17 protein-coding genes are annotated in these 17,787 nt (G+C 60.5%); 14 read left to right on the plus strand and 3 right to left on the minus strand.

The window, feature by feature from the left end; genetic code table 11:
* Positions 1-532, plus strand: a 532-nt coding sequence (locus ACIPZC_RS00005) for a hypothetical protein (RefSeq protein WP_400623890.1), incomplete at its 5' end; no start/stop codon positions are given.
* A 56-nt stretch (positions 533-588) separates the two neighbouring features.
* Here ACIPZC_RS00005 and ACIPZC_RS00010 read toward each other — a convergent pair.
* Positions 589-1,809: a CaiB/BaiF CoA transferase family protein gene (locus ACIPZC_RS00010; RefSeq protein WP_400623894.1), complete on the minus strand. Its 1,221-nt coding sequence runs from the start codon at positions 1,807-1,809 to the stop codon at positions 589-591.
* Between the two features lie 14 nt (positions 1,810-1,823).
* Entirely contained in the window at positions 1,824-3,005 is a 1,182-nt protein-coding gene (locus tag ACIPZC_RS00015; RefSeq protein ID WP_241806766.1) for an acyl-CoA dehydrogenase, read from the minus strand.
* Positions 3,006-3,166: 161 nt separating this feature from the next.
* On the opposite strand from ACIPZC_RS00015, the gene ACIPZC_RS00020 reads away from it, so the two are divergent.
* The 10 genes from ACIPZC_RS00020 to ACIPZC_RS00065 all read left to right on the plus strand — a co-directional run bounded on the left by ACIPZC_RS00020 (position 3,167) and on the right by ACIPZC_RS00065 (position 12,962).
* Positions 3,167-4,075, plus strand: a complete 909-nt coding sequence (locus tag ACIPZC_RS00020) for a transcriptional regulator GcvA (protein ID WP_241806767.1) — start codon at positions 3,167-3,169, stop codon at positions 4,073-4,075.
* Between the two features lie 409 nt (positions 4,076-4,484).
* A complete protein-coding gene (locus tag ACIPZC_RS00025) occupies positions 4,485-5,606 on the plus strand; it encodes a Re/Si-specific NAD(P)(+) transhydrogenase subunit alpha (protein WP_039604735.1) in 1,122 nt (373 codons plus the stop codon).
* A gap of 11 nt (positions 5,607-5,617) precedes the next feature.
* Positions 5,618-5,932, plus strand: coding sequence for an NAD(P) transhydrogenase subunit alpha (locus ACIPZC_RS00030; RefSeq protein WP_012316824.1), 315 nt, complete (start codon positions 5,618-5,620; stop codon positions 5,930-5,932).
* Between the two features lie 2 nt (positions 5,933-5,934).
* On the plus strand, positions 5,935-7,371 hold the full coding sequence (locus ACIPZC_RS00035) for an NAD(P)(+) transhydrogenase (Re/Si-specific) subunit beta (protein WP_241806768.1): 1,437 nt from the start codon (positions 5,935-5,937) through the stop codon (positions 7,369-7,371).
* A 187-nt stretch (positions 7,372-7,558) separates the two neighbouring features.
* A complete protein-coding gene (locus ACIPZC_RS00040) occupies positions 7,559-9,052 on the plus strand; it encodes an acetyl-CoA hydrolase/transferase family protein (protein ID WP_039604671.1) in 1,494 nt (497 codons plus the stop codon).
* A 374-nt stretch (positions 9,053-9,426) separates the two neighbouring features.
* Positions 9,427-9,642 carry a DUF1127 domain-containing protein gene (locus ACIPZC_RS00045; protein WP_241806771.1) on the plus strand — a complete coding sequence of 72 codons (216 nt, stop codon included), beginning with the start codon at positions 9,427-9,429 and terminating at the stop codon, positions 9,640-9,642.
* 314 nt (positions 9,643-9,956) lie between these two features.
* Positions 9,957-10,274, plus strand: coding sequence for a DUF2388 domain-containing protein (locus ACIPZC_RS00050; protein WP_241806772.1), 318 nt, complete (start codon positions 9,957-9,959; stop codon positions 10,272-10,274).
* A gap of 83 nt (positions 10,275-10,357) precedes the next feature.
* Positions 10,358-10,702, plus strand: coding sequence for a DUF2388 domain-containing protein (locus tag ACIPZC_RS00055; protein ID WP_400623902.1), 345 nt, complete (start codon positions 10,358-10,360; stop codon positions 10,700-10,702).
* Positions 10,687-11,007: a DUF2388 domain-containing protein gene (locus ACIPZC_RS00060; RefSeq protein WP_225779918.1), complete on the plus strand. Its 321-nt coding sequence runs from the start codon at positions 10,687-10,689 to the stop codon at positions 11,005-11,007. Before ACIPZC_RS00055 ends, ACIPZC_RS00060 begins: the two co-directional genes overlap by 16 nt.
* Entirely contained in the window at positions 11,004-12,962 is a 1,959-nt protein-coding gene (locus tag ACIPZC_RS00065) for a DUF4105 domain-containing protein (protein ID WP_400623906.1), read from the plus strand. The genes ACIPZC_RS00060 and ACIPZC_RS00065 overlap by 4 nt, the downstream gene beginning before the upstream one ends.
* 104 nt (positions 12,963-13,066) lie before the next feature.
* On the opposite strand, the gene ACIPZC_RS00070 is transcribed toward ACIPZC_RS00065, so the two are convergent.
* Positions 13,067-13,468, minus strand: coding sequence for a GFA family protein (locus ACIPZC_RS00070; protein ID WP_400623909.1), 402 nt, complete (start codon positions 13,466-13,468; stop codon positions 13,067-13,069).
* Between the two features lie 267 nt (positions 13,469-13,735).
* Here ACIPZC_RS00070 and ACIPZC_RS00075 point away from each other — a divergent pair, with 267 nt between their 5' ends.
* The 3 genes from ACIPZC_RS00075 (at position 13,736) to ACIPZC_RS00085 (ending at position 17,779) form a co-directional block, all read left to right on the plus strand.
* Positions 13,736-15,043: a CitMHS family transporter gene (locus ACIPZC_RS00075; protein WP_012316833.1), complete on the plus strand. Its 1,308-nt coding sequence runs from the start codon at positions 13,736-13,738 to the stop codon at positions 15,041-15,043.
* Positions 15,044-15,116: 73 nt separating this feature from the next.
* Entirely contained in the window at positions 15,117-15,887 is a 771-nt protein-coding gene (locus ACIPZC_RS00080; protein ID WP_241806777.1) for a TerC family protein, read from the plus strand.
* Between the two features lie 233 nt (positions 15,888-16,120).
* Complete coding sequence (locus ACIPZC_RS00085; RefSeq protein WP_400623913.1) at positions 16,121-17,779, plus strand: Na/Pi cotransporter family protein; 1,659 nt, start codon at positions 16,121-16,123, stop codon at positions 17,777-17,779.
* The last annotated feature ends 8 nt before the right edge of the window (positions 17,780-17,787 follow it).

Raw genomic sequence — 17,787 nt, forward strand, 5'->3', positions numbered from 1 at the left:
CATGATCAAACTCTTCAGTTCAATACTGCTTGGGTTTTTAAGAAACCCTAAACTTGGCTCAGCAATCTCAAATGACTATGTGATTTCTCGCATGGTCACTTGTGATGCTGATAATCTTTTTGACTATCAGTCCGTACTCACAAGCACCCACACGAATTGCTTGATTCGATTTGTTAAAGAGCGTTTGGTTAAGACCTTTTCGTCTCAACCGAGGCGCGCATTCTACGCTTTCCTCAGAGCCTGTCAAGCGTTTATTTTGAAGTTTTTGCGAGAAACTCGTTTAGCTTCAAACACTTGGCTCGCTTCGATCTCTCGTAGCGGGAGGCGAATAATACAGCGTTTAGAAGCGCTGTCAACCACCATTTCAACCGCTATCGATCAGATGACCGAAGCATCTCCAGCACTACCTGGATTAAGCAACTCATTGAATTTCAAGGAGTTTCTCGTTCCGACTACGCTGGAAGTGGGGCGCATTATAAGGGGATTCGAGAGCGCGTCAAGGCTTAAATCCAACAAACTTCACCATCGCTGAAAAGCCAAGCGGGGAGGCCTGTCGGCCTCCCCGCTTTTCATCACCTATATATAGCCTCAGACCACACCGGCACTGCGCAAACGCCCCAGCGCATCGCCATCCAACCCCAGCACATCCCCAAGAACCGCCTCCGTATGCTCACCCAACAACGGCGGCGCACGACGATACTCAACAGGCGTTTCCGATAACCTGATAGGGCTGGCCACCTGCGGCACACTCCCAGCCAAGGCATGCGGCATGCTCACTGCCAGGCCGCGAGCAAGCACCTGCGGATCCTGGAACATCTGCGCCAGATCATTGATCGGCCCACAGGGTACGCCCGCAGCCTCCAACTGGCTCACCCACTCCGCCGTTGTCTTGAACACTGTGGCCTGGCGAATCAAGGGAATCAGCTGCGACCGATTGGCCACCCGCAGTTTGTTGGTTGCGAAACGTGGGTCATCAGCCCATTGAAGCTGACCAGCCACCTCGGCGAACTTGCGGAACTGGCCATCGTTGCCCACGGTAAGAATGAAGTCGCCATCTGCGGTCGGGAAATCCTGATAAGGCACAATATTAGGATGTGCATTGCCCAGCCGGCGAGGCGCGTTGCCGGTAGTGAGATAGTTCATCGCCTGGTTAGCCAGGCATGCTACCTGCACATCCAGCAAGGCCATATCGATGTGCTGCCCAACCCCGGTCTGGTCGCGATGGGCAAGGGCCGCCAGTATGGCCACGGTCGAATACAGCCCAGTCAGAATATCGGTAAGCGCTACCCCCACCTTCACAGGCCCGGCACCTTCCTCACCATCCGCTCGCCCGGTCAGGCTCATCAGCCCGCCCAGCCCCTGGATCATGAAGTCATAGCCAGCGCGCTTCGCGTAGGGCCCGGTCTGACCGAAGCCAGTGATCGAGCAATAGATAAGCTTGGGATTCACTGACTTCAGGCTCGTGTAATCCAGCCCATAGGCAGCCAACCCGCCAACCTTGAAGTTTTCAATGACGATGTCCGACTTCGCAGCCAGCTCACGCACCAGGCGCTGCCCCTCCGGCTGCGTAAAGTCGATGGTCACCGAACGCTTGTTGCGGTTGGCCGACAAGTAGTAAGCCGCCTCGCTGGTGTTCTCGCCTCGTGCATCCTTGAGGAAGGGCGGCCCCCAGGCGCGGGTATCGTCGCCACAGCCTGGGCGCTCGACCTTGATCACATCGGCGCCCAGGTCAGCCAGAATCTGACCGGACCAAGGCCCAGCCAGCACACGGGAGAGATCCAGCACCCGCAGATGAGATAGCGCGCCCATGGCCCGGCTCCTTATCAATAGAAGGCCTGGATGCCGGTTTGCGCGCGCCCCAGAATCAGCGCGTGTACGTCATGGGTTCCCTCGTAGGTGTTGACCACCTCAAGATTGACCAGATGACGCGCAACACCGAACTCGTCGGAAATACCGTTACCACCCAGCATGTCACGGGCCATACGCGCAATCTCCAGCGACTTGCCGCACGAGTTGCGCTTCATGATCGAAGTGATTTCCACCGCAGCGGTGCCCTCGTCCTTCATCCGTCCCAAACGCAGGCAGCCTTGCAGGCCCAAGGTGATTTCGGTCTGCATGTCGGCCAATTTCTTCTGGATAAGCTGGTTGGCAGCCAACGGGCGACCGAACTGCTGACGGTCCAGGGTGTACTGGCGAGCGGTGTGCCAGCAGGCTTCAGCCGCGCCCAGAGCCCCCCAGGAAATACCATAACGGGCAGAGTTCAAGCAGGTGAACGGACCTTTGAGGCCACGCACCTCCGGGAAGATGTTTTCCTCTGGCACGAACACATTGTCCATCACGATTTCGCCGGTGATCGACGCGCGCAGGCCGACCTTGCCGTGGATTGCCGGCGCACTGAGGCCCTGCCAACCCTTTTCAAGGACAAAGCCCCGGATATCCCCCGCGTCATCCTTGGCCCAGACCACGAACACATCGGCGATCGGGCTGTTGGTGATCCACATCTTGCTGCCGCTCAGGCGATAGCCACCGTCCACTTTCTTCGCTCGAGTGATCATCGAGCCGGGGTCGGAGCCATGGTTAGGTTCGGTCAAGCCAAAGCAACCGATCCACTCGCCGCTGGCGAGCTTGGGCAGGTACTTCTGTTTTTGCGCCTCGGTACCGAATTCGTTGATCGGCACCATCACCAGTGAAGACTGCACACTCATCATCGAGCGATAGCCGGAGTCGATACGTTCCACTTCCCGGGCAATCAGCCCGTAGCACACGTAGTTGAGGCCACTCCCGCCATATTGCTCGGGAATGGTTGCGCCCAGCAGTCCGACCTCACCCATTTCGCGAAAGATAGCGGGGTCGGTCTGCTCATGGCGGAACGCCTCCAGCACCCGCGGTGCCAGCTTGTCCTGGGCGAACTGATAGGCGCTGTCACGAACCATGCGCTCTTCTTCAGTGAGCTGCTGGTCCAGCAGCAGCGGGTCGATCCAGTTGAAGCTTGCTTTACCGGCCATGAACGAAATCCTCGAAATAGGGGAGCAGATGCTTGTGCCTTTGATCCTAGGCCTGATCTACAACGAGGACAAACGAGGATTGCGCACGCATTAGTGATAATTTGTCACTCCGAGACGCTAAAAACCCAGTCTCGCAAACACTATGAGTGAGGTTGCCGTACATGCGCCGCAAGATCCCCAGTACCACCGCATTGGTCTGCTTCGAAGCGGCAGCGCGCCACGAAAGCTTTACCAAGGCTGCTCAGGAGCTTGCGCTGACCCAGGGCGCCGTCTGTCGCCAGATCGGCGGCCTTGAAGCGTTTCTCAACGTAGAGCTATTCCGGCGTTCGCGGCGCGGCGTCAAGCTGACCGAGGCGGGACTGTCCTATAGCCGCCAGGTTGCCGCCCAGCTGGATGCAGTAGAGCGCGACACCTTGTCGGTAATGCGCCAGCAAGGTGCCAACGTGATCGAACTGGCCGTGGTGCCGACCTTCGGCACCCAATGGCTGCTGCCTCGGCTCAAGGACTTCCAGCAGCGACACCCGGACGTTACCGTCAACCTGACCAACCGCACACGGCCATTCCTGTTTGCCGACACGGCGTTCGATGCCGCTATCTATTTTGGCGATGGCGACTGGTCAGGCACGCACGCCCACCGCCTGATGGGCGAAAACCCGGTACCTGTGTGCAGCCCGGCCTTGCTGGACGGCCACGGCATGCTCGACGCGACGCGTATCGCCAACCTACCGCTGCTGCAGCAGACCACCCGGCCTTATGCCTGGCGCCAGTGGTTCAACGGTTTGGGCATGAACGTTTCCGGCGATATGACAGGCCCGCGCTATGAACTGTTCTCCATGCTGGCCCAGGCTGCAATCCACCAGATGGGCATCGCGCTGATACCACCATTCTTGATCCAGCGGGAGCTGGAGGAAGGCAGGCTGGTGGTCGCTAACAGATATGCCCTGTCCAGCGACAAGGCCTATTATCTGATGATTCCCGAACGCAAGGCCGAGTCGGCATCGCTACGGGCATTCCGTGATTGGCTTCTGGCACAGGCACAGCACTACATCGCTCCTTCCCTACCTTTGTAGTCAATTATTTTAAACACCTACAGATGTATGTTTTTGTCGCATATAAGCAAACTGTTCAGGTGAATCGAAAAACCTCAACAAAACCGTTAAACACGCGGCTTTCAGAGGGTTTTACGACATTCGCGAGTCCATCTGCGAAATCAATGCAAAAAAATTCAAAAAATCCCCTAATCTGCCAATAGCCCATGCTTGACGGGCTGCGGCCCACTCGTTGCGACATACGGTCACAGGGTGACTTGTAGTTTTAACTTCGTTTCGCTCCAGAACCGGTTGAAGGCCCTTGGGTTCGTCTGCAAAATGCTCCGCCCGCCCTGGATTCGGCGGGCTGGCGCCCAATAGCCAAACCCGCGCACCATCCGAAGTGCGCTGGCTTCATAAAGACAAAAAGGTCACCGCAGGAGAAATAGTCGTGCACATTGGTGTTCCTCTCGAGACGCAGACCGGTGAGACAAGGGTCGCTGCGACCCCGGAAACCATCAAGAAACTGATTGGCCAGGGCCATCAGGTCACCGTCCAACGGGGGGCAGGGCTCAATGCCAGCATTCCGGACAGTGCCTATGAGGCTGTGGGTGCTTCCCTGGGAAGCGCAGCCGATGCCTACGGCGCCCAACTGGTTCTCAAGGTGGTCGGCCCCAACGACCAAGAGCTGGCCCTGATCAACAGCGGCAGCCTTCTGGTGGGCATGCTCAACCCCTTCAACAACGAGCTGATCGGCAAGATGGCAGAGCGCGGTATCACTGCCTTCGCCCTGGAAGCCGCGCCGCGTACATCGCGGGCCCAGAGCCTGGACGTGCTGTCGTCCCAGGCCAACATCGCCGGTTACAAAGCCGTGCTACTGGCTGCCCATCACTACCCGCGCTTCATGCCCATGCTGATGACCGCCGCCGGTACTGTGAAAGCCGCGCGCGTGCTGATCCTGGGTGCTGGCGTCGCCGGCCTGCAAGCCATTGCCACCGCCAAGCGCCTGGGCGCAGTCATCGAGGCGTCCGACGTACGCCCGGCGGTCAAGGAGCAGATCGAGTCGCTGGGCGCCAAGTTCATCGACGTGCCCTACGAGACCGATGAGGAACGCGAGTGCGCAGAAGGCGTCGGCGGCTATGCCCGGCCGATGCCGGCCAGCTGGATGCAGCGTCAGGCCCAGGCCGTGCATGAGCGGGCCAAACAGGCCGACATCGTCATCACTACGGCGCTCATCCCTGGCCGCAAGGCTCCGACGCTGCTCAGCGCCGAAACCGTGGCGCAGATGAAGCCAGGCTCGGTGGTCATCGACCTGGCCGCTGCCCAAGGCGGCAACTGCCCGCTGACTGTCGCCGACCAGGTCGTGATGGAAAACGGCGTGACCATCGTCGGCCCGACCAACCTGCCGGCCCAGGTGGCGGCAGATGCCTCGGCACTGTATGCACGCAACCTGCTGGATTTCATGAAGCTGCTGTTCGACAAGGACGGTGCGCTGGTCATCAACCTCGAAGACGACATCGTCGCCGCGTGCCTCATGTGCCGCGACGGCCAGGTCGTGCGCAAGAACGGCTAAGGAGCACGACAATGGAAGACATGCTGATTTCCCACGGCATCTACAACCTGATCATCTTCGTGCTGGCCATCTACATCGGCTATCACGTGGTCTGGAACGTGACCCCGGCACTGCACACGCCCCTGATGGCGGTCACCAACGCCATCTCGGCCATCGTCATCGTCGGCGCCATGCTGGCTGCCGCGCTGACCGTGACCCCGGCCGGCAAACTGATGGGCACCCTGGCGGTGGCCCTGGCTGCAGTCAACGTGTTCGGTGGCTTCCTGGTCACCCGTCGCATGCTTGAGATGTTCAAGAAGAAAACCAAGAACGAGGCGCAGAAGTAAGCATGAGCATGAATCTGGTAACGCTCCTCTATCTCGTCGCCTCGGTCTGTTTCATTCAGGCACTCAAGGGCCTGTCGCACCCGACCACGTCGCGGCGCGGCAACCTGTTCGGCATGATCGGCATGGGGATCGCGATCCTCACCACGGTTGGCCTCATCTATAAGCTTGGGGCAGAGCTGGCAACTGCCGGTATCGGTTACGTCATCGTCGGCCTGCTGGTCGGCGGAACTGCCGGTTCGATCATGGCCAAGCGCGTGGAGATGACCAAGATGCCGGAGCTGGTCGCCTTCATGCACAGCATGATCGGCCTGGCGGCGGTATTCATTGCCATCGCAGCAGTACTCGAACCGCAGTCGATGGGCATTGTCGCTAGCATCAGCGACCCGATCCCCACCGGTAACCGCCTGGAGCTGTTCCTTGGCGCTGCAATCGGTGCAATCACCTTCTCAGGCTCAGTGATCGCGTTCGGCAAGCTGTCGGGCAAGTACAAGTTCCGCCTTTTCCAAGGCGCACCGGTACAGTTCGCCGGCCAGCACAAGCTGAACCTGATTCTCGGCCTGACCACGATTGCCCTGGGCCTGCTGTTCACCTTCACCGGCCACTACAGCGCCTTCACCCTGATGCTGGTCCTGGCCTTCATCATGGGTGTGCTGATCATTATCCCGATCGGCGGTGCAGACATGCCGGTGGTGGTGTCGATGCTCAACAGCTATTCGGGTTGGGCGGCAGCCGGTATCGGCTTCTCGCTGAACAACTCGATGCTGATCATCGCCGGCTCCCTGGTGGGCTCCAGCGGTGCGATCCTCTCGTACATCATGTGCAAAGCGATGAATCGCTCGTTCTTCAACGTCATCCTTGGCGGCTTCGGCGGGGATGTCGATGCCGGCGCGGCGCAAGGCTCGAAAGAGCAACGCCCAGTGAAGTCTGGCTCGGCAGATGACGCGACCTTCCTGCTGAGTAACGCCGACACGGTGATCATCGTACCCGGCTACGGCCTGGCGGTAGCCCGTGCCCAGCACGCGCTCAAGGAACTGACCGAGAAGCTGACCCACAACGGCGTGACCGTGAAGTACGCCATCCACCCAGTGGCAGGGCGCATGCCCGGGCATATGAACGTACTGCTGGCCGAGGCCGAAGTGCCTTACGACCAGGTGTTCGAGATGGAAGACATCAACGCCGAGTTCGGCCAGGCCGACGTCGTGTTGGTGCTTGGCGCCAACGACGTGGTCAACCCGGCGGCGAAGAACGATCCAAAGTCGCCGATTGCGGGCATGCCGATCCTGGAGGCGTACAAAGCCAAGACCGTCATCGTCAACAAACGCTCCATGGCCAGCGGCTACGCCGGCCTGGACAACGAACTGTTCTACCTGGATAAGACCATGATGGTATTCGGTGACGCGAAGAAGGTCATCGAGGATATGGTCAAAGCCGTCGAGTAACCCGCTTCCACCAACACGTGGAACGTGCAGAAGCCCCGGCGAGCTCCCTCCCGGGGCTTTTGCATTTTGCTGATCCAGATCAATGGCTCTATTCCCGGGCGCCTCATACGACCATGGTCGTGGGACGGCGCCCAGGTAAATCTCTAGACTGCCCGGCAGTAGCTTCAGTAGCCCGAGATAACAATCCATGTACCGTGATCGTATCCGCTTGTCCTCCCTGCACAGCAAGGTAATGAGTGCGGCTGATGCCGCTGGCCTGATCGAGGACGGCATGACCGTCGGCATGAGCGGTTTCACCCGCGCTGGCGAAGCCAAGGCCGTACCGCATGCCTTGGCCGAACGCGCCAAGCTGTCGCCTCTGAAAATCAGCCTGATGACCGGCGCCAGCCTGGGCAATGACCTGGACAAGCAGTTGACCGAGGCCGGCGTGCTGGCGCGCCGCATGCCGTTCCAGGTCGACAGCACCCTGCGCAAAGCCATCAACGACGGTCAGGTGATGTTCATCGACCAGCACCTGTCGGAAACCGTAGAGCAGCTGCGCAATCAGCAGCTCAAATTGCCGGACATCGCGGTAATCGAAGCGGTGGCCATCACCGAACAAGGCCACATCGTGCCGACCACCTCGGTGGGCAACTCGGCGAGCTTCGCGATCTTCGCCAAGCAGGTGATTGTCGAGATCAACCTGTCGCACAACGCCAACCTCGAAGGCCTGCACGACATCTATATCCCGACCTATCGCCCGACCCGCACGCCGATCCCGCTGGTGAAAGTGGATGATCGCATCGGCAGCACCGCGATCCCGATCGACCCCGCCAAGATCGTCGGCATCGTCATCAGCGACCAGCCAGATTCGCCGTCCACGGTGCTGCCGCCGGACGACGAAACCCAGGCCATCGCCGACCACCTGATCAACTTCCTCAAGAACGAAGTGGATGCAGGCCGCATGACCAACAGGCTCGGCCCACTGCAGGCCGGCATCGGCAGCATCGCCAACGCGGTGATGTGTGGCCTGATCGAGTCGCCGTTCGAAGACCTGACCATGTACTCCGAAGTGCTTCAGGACTCGACCTTCGACCTGATCGACGCTGGCAAGCTGAGTTTTGCCTCAGGCAGCTCCATCACCCTGTCGGGCCGTCGCAATGCCGACGTATTCGGCAACCTGGAGCGCTACAAGGACAAACTGGTCCTGCGCCCGCAGGAGATCTCCAACCACCCTGAGGTCGTGCGCCGCCTGGGCATCATCGGCATCAACACCGCCCTGGAGTTCGACATCTACGGCAACGTCAACTCCACGCACGTCTGTGGCACCCGGATGATGAACGGTATCGGTGGCTCCGGCGATTTCGCCCGTAATGCTCACCTGGCCGTATTCGTCACCAAGTCGATCGCCAAAGGCGGCGCGATCTCCAGCGTTGTACCTATGGTGAGCCATGTCGACCACACCGAACACGATGTGGACATCCTGGTGACTGAGCAGGGGCTGGCAGACCTGAGGGGCCTCGCGCCGCGGGAGCGGGCACGGGCGATCATCGATAACTGTGTCCACCCGGATTACCGTGCGGCGTTGAACGACTATTTCGATCGGGCTTGCCTGCGGGGCGGCCATACCCCGCATATCCTGCGTGAAGCGCTGAGCTGGCACGAAAACCTGGAAGAAAGTGGGCGCATGCTCGCCAGCTGATCTGTAGCAGCGGCCAGCCTCTGCCATTGGCCGCCACGCGTTTCCCATCCCCGGCGATACTGTGAGGGCTGCTCTGCAGCCCTTTCGCGCCTAGTCGATTCAGCAAGGCATTCACCAAGCTACAAAACTGTACTACTGTACCTGTAATTCCTCTCCGCTCCGCCTGAGCAAACCCATCCAAATCTCAAAAAAGCACCAAAATAGTGCTGACCAGTACAGTTGCGCCTGTTTCGAGTGCAACAGTAGGGTTACACAGTTAACTGAACCATCGTTATGCAGCAGAACTGTATCTACTGTTATGGACAGCAAAGGAGGATCATTGGCATCAGTTAAACCACTCCCTAGTCCCGCCATAAGCGGAAGGATGAAACATCATGGAACGTACCCTCAGTTCCGGTCTCGTTTTTGAAAACAACGCCCAGCAAACCCACGCTTCCCTGCCGCTGCGCGCGCTCTCTACCCTGCTGCTGTGGCAGCGCCGCATGGCCAGCCGTCGTCAACTGGCTCGCCTGGATGCCCGCCTGCTGGCAGATGCCGGTATCAGCGAGTCGCAGCGTTACGAAGAGCTGAGCAAGCCGTTCTGGCGCTAAGCCCCGGCTCGCCGGCTGCGGCCGGCACCGCGAATTTCCAAACCCGTTGCAGGAAACTGCAGCGGGTTTTTTTATGAGTTTGCCCAGGGGTTCAACCAAGGCGCTGCCGTCAGCAACAAGAACAGTTTTATGGATTAAAAAAAGGACCATAACAGTTTGCTTGTGCGCCGTTCATTAACATCCATTCATTCCGGCGCGTGATACGCTTGACTGGGCGGTCTGATAAAAACCAGATGCTCAAAGCCACCGTGACGGACGAACCGTGTCAGCGTCTCAAGCAGATCTACCCGAACCTTCCCCAGGAGTGCACGACCATGACCCGTAAATACCTGATTGGCGCAGCCCTGCTGCTCGGCCTGGCCGGCACTGCCCACGCCACCAGCTTCATTGTCACTACTGACGCAGTCGTTGGCGCGGTTGCCGCCTCCACCGACGCCACCTCCGATGTGTCTTCGTCGTTCCGCGATGACAAGATCGTGCAGGCCGCTCGCGACGACGCGGCCAGCTACGTGGGCAGCCAGGGCGCTATTCGCGGCGCCAAGCTCGAAAGCGCTTTGCTGCACATCCGCTCGAACATGCCAGCCCTGCAGGCCAGCGATGCGCAGTTGGCTCAGGCCATCCTGGCGCTCTGACCTGCTACAGCCCACAAGCGCTGGCCCTGGCCGGTACTTGTGGGCTAGCCTTCGACGTTCCTGTTCCTGTCGTAAGAAAGCCAATGCGTTATCTGTTGCCGCTACTGTTCTGTGTAGTCACCATGGGCAGTGCCCATGCCATGGACACCACCACGCAAGGCCTGGTCATCACAGGCTACGTCACCAGCCAGGTCACGACTGCCCCATTCGACCGCAAGCTGGTCAGGCAGGCTCGCGATGATGCCGCAGCCTTCGTCGCCAGCGACGGCCTGATTCACGGAGCCCGCCTGGAAGCAGCGTTCAAGTCGCTACGACACGACGACATTCGTCAATCTGTCGGCGACCGTGAACTGGCAGAAGCAATTCTCGTCCAATCATTAAATCTGACTCCCTGTATTTCCGGAGATGCTCCATGCGTAAACCGCTGATCGCCGCTACCCTCGGCATGTTGCTGCTGGCCGACCTGGCCCAGGCACAAACTCTGGTGGCCACCAGCAACATCATCGTGCGGGCCTTCGGCCGCTCGATCGACTTCACCTCTGACACCACCACCTCGATCCGCGACTCCAAAGTCGTGCGTGAAGCCCATGACGACGCCGCAAGCTTCGTCGCCAGCAACGGTGATATTCGTGGCGCCCAGCTTGAGGCCGCTTTCAACACCCTGCGCGAACGCGTGCCTGAAGCGCGCGACGCCAGCGACCAGGTGCTGGCCGAAGCCATCCTGGCGCTGTGAACCGCGTACGTGCCTGGTTGCTCGGCTGCGCCCTGACGCTGCTGGGCACGCCCGCCCTGGCTGACCTGCAGCTCGAGCTGCAGGCAGCCGGCTTGACCCCACAGCAGGCTCAAGCCACCCAAACCCTGCTTGATGAGGCTCTGGCCAAGCTCCCTCCCCGCTTCAAGCAACAGCTCAACCGGCGCGTCGAAGTCAGCTGGAGCGACAACATGCCAGCTGACGCCTACGGCCAGGCCTCCTTGGTCTCGACCCTGCAGCTCAACCGACGCCTGCTGCCCAGCCTGGCGGATGGCAGTGCCGCCAAAGAGCGCACCAACCGTCCGCATGGCACGGTGCGTGAGGAGTTGCTGGCTACAGTCCTGCACGAACTTACCCATATATACGACCGAGCCCGGCTCTGGCCCAGTGCTGAACACTCGCTGATCGCCCGCTGCAAACGCCAGCAAGGCACCGTGGGTAAGGTCGGCCTTCCCGAGCAGTGTCGCGGCCAGGCCGAGCGCCGCTTTACCCTGAGCGATGACCCGCGCCTGCTCGACCTTGCCGGCTGGCCGCAATACGTCGGCCGCCGCGGTGAGCGCGAACAGCACAATGGCCAGTTCCTGCGCAGCCCCGACAGCTATGAGCTGAGCAGCCCCAAGGAATACATCGCGGTCAACATGGAGTACTTCCTCCTGGACCCGAGCTATGGCTGCCGTCGGCCAGCGCTCAATCAGTACCTGACTGATCATTTCGGCTGGGCGCCCAAGCAGACAACGTGCGCCAAGGGATTGCCATTCCTCAACGCCGGCAGCGACTTCGCCCGCCAGCCGTTGGGCGAAATCGACCCAGAGCGGGTCTACGAGGTGGACTTTCTCCTGGCCGAGGCCAACCAGAACCTGGTAAGCCGCTGGGGCCACAGCATGTTGCGCCTGGTGATCTGCAAACCCGGCCGCCCAAGGGGTCCAGACTGCCGCCTGGACCTGGACCAGCACCTGGTGCTCTCCTACCGGGCGTTCGTCAACGACGTTCAACTGTCCAGCTGGGATGGCCTGGTTGGAGCCTATCCGTCGAGGCTGTTCGTGCTACCGCTGGCCCAGGTGATCGACGAATACACCAAGACCGAACTGCGCAGCTTGGCCTCGGTACCGTTGAAGCTCAACCGCGACGAAGTAGAAAACCTGGTACGCCAGGCCGCGGAGATGCACTGGAGTTATGACGGCAACTACTGGTTCCTGTCCAACAACTGTGCGGTAGAGTCCTTGAAACTGTTGCGCAGCGGCACCGCCAATCCGCGCCTGAACGACCTGGACAGCATCATGCCCAACGGTTTGCTCGCCGTATTGAAAGGTCGCGGACTGGCCGATACCAGCGTGCTCGACGACCCGCGCGAAGCCTTGCGCCTGGGCTACCGTTTCGACTCCTATCGCGACCGCTACCAGGCGATGTTCGATGTGCTGAAGAAACAGCTGCCAGTCAAGCAGGACAAGGTCGAGGACTGGCTGGCCCAGGACGCCGAACAACGCCGCGGCTGGTTCTCGCAAGCCGACCTGCGCACCAGCGCCGCCTTGCTGCTGCTGGAACAGGCCAGCCTGCGCCGCCAACTGCTGCTGGCTCAGGATGAAGTGAAACAGCGCTATCTGAATGCGGCCGCGCTGAAAGACGGCAGTGTCAACAAGGCCGACCAGACACTCAAACAGATGCTCGCCAACAGTGGCTTCCTCAGCCGCCCGGCCGAACTGCTGGATACCAAGGGATACGGGCTGCCGCAGCCGGATGAGCGCGAGCATCTTGAGAAAGTCAGTAGTGAACGGCAGTCGCAGTTGCTGCGTTTGAGCACTGACCTCGACAGAGAAGTCAGGGCTCTGCTGGAGCCTTCGCGGGCCAAGGAAATTGCAGCGGTCGAGGCCAATGTGAAGCAGATCGGTGAACACCTGAGGGCGCTGCACAAGGCAGCAGGCGGCCTGCAACTACCTTGATCGCCCTTCTGGCCCTATCGCCGGCAAGGCGGCTCCCCCAGCGTGCACCATGGGTCATGTATGCGGGCCAGTTGCCGGCGACAGGGTAGTAATGCGTCCATACGCTAGGGGTTTTCCTCTTGCTCCTCAGGCAGACCTTCATCCACATGCAGCCAGGGCAACCGGCTCCCGGTCCAGATGTGCCGCGTGGGCCGCACCCGTTCCGGGTGGTCCAGCGTCGCTACCGTCACATCGATGCTGCCCGGGCTATGCGACGTCACCAATGCCACATGTGCACCACAATCACCACAGAAGTAGCGCTTGCAACTGGCCGGTGCCACATAGCACTGCGGCCTGCCCGCCACCCATTGGAAACCGGAGCGCGGCACGGTGAGCCAGGTCACCAGCAGGCCCCCGCTGGCCCGCCGGCAGATCGAACAATGGCAATGGGCGATATCGGTCAACTCACCCTTCAAGCAGTAGCGCAAGGCGCCGCAATGGCAGCCACCTTCAGTTACATCAGACATCTCCTACCTCCCGTCGCCCTTTTCGTGGCGAAAGCTGGCTGAAAGCTTGCACCCATAGGATAGCCACCACTACCGGCACAAGACCGGTCAGCCAGGGCACCCGGACTATTCCGCGCCCGGCCCAATCAACAACAACAATGGTGATTCTGATGTATTCCTGTGCCCGCCCTTTCGCAGTACCCCTCCGCTTGCTCCCCGTGCAGCGCTTGACGCGCTGATTCGCCCCGATCGACTTTCCTTTCGCCGCGCCACGCCTGGAGTATTGCCATGCTGACCTTCCTCGGCTTTGCCATGGTCATCACCTTCATGTACCTGATCATGACCAAGCGCCTGTCGGCCTTGATCGCACTGATCCTGGTACCGATCCTGTTCGCCCTGTTCGGTGGTTTTTCCGCCAAGATCGGCCCGATGATGCTCGAAGGCATCAGCAAGCTCGCGCCCACAGGCGTCATGCTGATGTTCGCCATCCTTTACTTCGCCCTGATGATCGACTCCGGCCTGTTCGACCCGGCGGTGCGCAAGATCCTCAAGCTGGTCAAGGGCGACCCGCTGAAAGTCTCGGTCGGCACCGCTGTCCTGGCCCTGGTGGTCTCGCTGGACGGTGACGGCGCCACCACCTACATGATCTGCTGCGCCGCCATGCTGCCCCTGTATAGCCGCCTGGGCATGAGCCCGCGGATCATGGCCGGCCTGATCATACTTGCAGGCGGGGTCATGAACATGACCCCATGGGGCGGCCCCACTGCCCGCGCAGCCAGTGCCCTGCACGTAGACCCGTCGGACATTTTCGTACCGATGATCCCGGCCATGGTCTTCGGCGTGCTGGCGATCCTCGCCATCGCCTACATGTACGGCAAGCGTGAGCGTGCCCGCCTGGGTGAGCTGCACCTGCCTACCGACGACATCGATCACAGCGAAATCACCGTGTCGCAGTTCCCCGACGCACGCCGGCCCAAGCTTCTGTGGTTCAACGGTGCCCTCACCGCCGCGCTGATGGCTGCACTGATCGCAGGCCTGCTGCCACTGCCGGTGCTGTTCATGATCGCCTTCAGCATCGCCATGATCGTCAACTACCCTTGCCTTCAGCAGCAGAAGGACCGTATCGCCGCCCACGCTGGCAGCGTGCTCGCCGTAACCGGGCTGATCTTCGCTGCAGGTATCTTCACCGGCATCCTGTCGGGCACCGGCATGGTCGAGGCCATGTCCAAAAGCTTGCTGGCGGTCATTCCCGAGGCGCTGGGCCCTTACCTGGCGGTGATCACCGCGATCGTGAGCATGCCGTTCACCTTCTTCATGTCCAATGACGCCTTCTATTACGGGGTGCTGCCGGTGCTGGCGGAAGCGGCCAGCCACTACGGCATCAGCCCGGTGGAAATGGCCCGCGCGTCGATCGTCGGTCAACCGGTACACCTGCTGAGCCCGCTGGTACCCTCGACCTACCTGCTGGTGGCGCTGGCAGGCATCGAATTCGGTGATCATCAGCGCTTCACACTCAAATGGGCAGTACTGGTGTGCATGTGCATAATGCTCGCCGCACTGCTGATGGGCATTTTCCCGCTGTTCAGCAGTCTTTAAATAAACGCCTGTCACCGCAACGCGAAGTGCCCTGTGCAAGGGCGCTTCGCCACTATCGCTCGAAGGAATACACATGGAATGGCTGACCAGCCCGGAAATCTGGGTTGCCTTTTTCACCCTCACTGCGCTTGAGATCGTTCTCGGTATCGACAACATCATCATGATCTCGATTCTGGTCAGCCGCATGCCCAAGCACATGCAGGCGCGCACCCGAATCTTCGGCCTGGCCCTGGCCATGGTCACCCGCATTTTGCTGTTGCTATCGATCACCTGGGTCATGCGCCTGACTGCCGACCTTTTCGTGGTATTCGGCCAAGGCATCTCGGGCCGCGACCTGATTCTGTTCTGTGGCGGCCTGTTCCTGCTGTGGAAAAGTTCCCAGGAGATCTACCACGGCCTGGAAGGTGAGGACGAAAGCGGTGAGGAGCCCAAGGGCAAGGGCGGCACCTTCCTCTTCACAATCATTCAGATCGCCATCATCGACATCGTGTTCTCCCTGGACTCGGTGATCACCGCTGTCGGCATGGTTTCGCATGTGCCGGTGATGGTCGCGGCAATCATCGTTGCAGTACTGGTGATGATGCTGTGCGCCGGTGCCATCAGCAATTTCATCGACAAGCACCCTTCACTGAAGATGCTCGCACTTTCGTTCCTGATCGTTGTGGGTACTGTGCTGATCGCCGAATCTTTCGATGTACATGTGCCCAAGGGCTATGTCTACTTCGCCATGGCGTTCTCCCTTGGCGTGGAGGCCATCAACATCCGCATGCGCACCGCCATGGCGCGCAAGCGCGGCAAGGAGCAGGACGCAGTGAAATTGCGCAAGGACATTCCCGGTCAGTAAGCACCGCGAACGCAATAAATAGTCGGGGGCCCTCATCAGGGCCCTTTTTTCATGCCTTGGGTTTCATGACAGGCAGGTTTCAAATGCTGGCCGCGCATGCCAAGCTGGCGACAGGTCCGCAAAACAACTAAAGCTAGAGTAAGCACTGGATAAAAACACCCGCCCCCGGGCCAGGCTTACCGCTTCACCCATTGGCTCCGCCTTTGGAGCCCGGATAAGAGGGGGGCTACACCATGCTGACCCTGCTCAACCTGCTTTCCGCCGTCGCGTTGCTGGTATGGGGCACGCACATCGTGCGAACCGGCATCCTGAGAGTGTTCGGCTCCAACCTGCGCCGGGTTCTGAGCCAGAACATGGACCGGCGGCCATTGGCGTTCATCGCCGGCATCCTGGTCACAGCCGTGGTTCAAAGCAGCAACGCCACCGCCATGCTGGTGACGTCATTCGTCGGCCAGGGCTTGATGGCCATGACCCCGGCCTTGGCCATCATGCTCGGTGCAGACGTCGGCACCGCACTGATGGCCAGGGTGCTCACCCTGGACCTTTCCTGGCTCTCACCACTGCTGGTGTTCCTGGGCGTGATCTTTTTCCTGTCGCGCAAGCAGACGCGTGCAGGCCAACTGGGCCGGGTAGGCATTGGCCTGGGCCTGATCATTCTGGCGCTGCAGCTGATCGTTCAGGCGGCCACCCCGATCACCCAGGCTCAGGGTGTGAAGGTACTGTTCGCCTCACTGACCGGGGACATCCTGCTCGATGCTTTGGTTGGCGCGGTGTTCGCCATGGTGTCGTACTCCAGCCTGGCGGCAGTGCTGCTGACCGCCACCCTGGCCGGCGCTGAGCTGATCAGCCTGCCGGTGGCCATCGGCCTGGTGGTCGGTGCCAACATCGGCAGCGGGCTGCTGGCGTTTCTCAGCACCAGCATGCAGAACGCCGCGGGCCGGCGGGTGGCCTTGGGCAGCCTTTTGTACAAGCTGATCGGGCTGGTACTGATCATACCGGTGCTGCACCCACTGGTGGCGTGGATGGACTCGCTCAGCTTCAGCCCCCAGGAGCTGGTGATCGGCTTCCACCTGCTCTACAACACACTGCGTTGTCTGATCCTGCTGCCCACCGTCAAGCCCATGGGGCGCCTGTGCAACGCCTTGTTGCCAGAGCGCGAGAACGGTAACGGCCAAGTGCGCCCACGCCATCTGGACGCCTCGGCGCTCACAACGCCGAGCCTGGCCCTGGCCAACGCTGCCCGCGAGACCTTGCGCCTGGGCGATATCGTCGACAGCCTGCTCGAAGCCATGCTCAGCGCTCTGCGCGGCACCCAGGCCGCCCTGCCACAGCAGGTCCGCGCCCTGGGCGAAGACGCCGAAGCGTTGTACAGCGCCATAAAACTGTACCTGGCGCAAATGCCTCGGGAAGACCTCAGCGATCAGGACAACAGGCGCTGGGCCGAAATCATCGAACTGGCGATCAACCTCAAGCTGGCCTGTGACCTGGTCGAGCGCATGCTGCGCAAGGTCCAACAGCAGAAGACCAGCCAACGCCGGGAGTTTTCCCAGGTCGGCCTGCAGGAGCTCACCGGCCTGCAAGAGCAATTGCTGACCAACCTGCGCTTGGGCCTTTCGGTCTTTCTCAGCGCGGACCCAGAGAGCGCGCGCTTGCTGTTGCGGGAAAAACGCCGCTTCCGTGCCCAGGAAAGGCGCCTGGCCCATGCCCATGTCAGTCGTCTGCAACGCAAGGTGGTGCAAAGTATCGAGACCAGTTCGCTACACTTGGAGCTGATCGCGGACATGAAGCGGTTGAACTCTTTGTTCTGCAGCAGTGCCTATGTGGTACTGGGTGGCTCGGACACTGGCGGGCTATTGCTCGACAGCGTGCCGGACGAAGCCCGCCTACCCTGATCTCGCCT

The sequence above is a fragment of the Pseudomonas sp. NPDC089743 genome (assembly GCF_044748785.1).
GTDB classification, from domain to species: domain Bacteria; phylum Pseudomonadota; class Gammaproteobacteria; order Pseudomonadales; family Pseudomonadaceae; genus Aquipseudomonas; species Aquipseudomonas putida_X.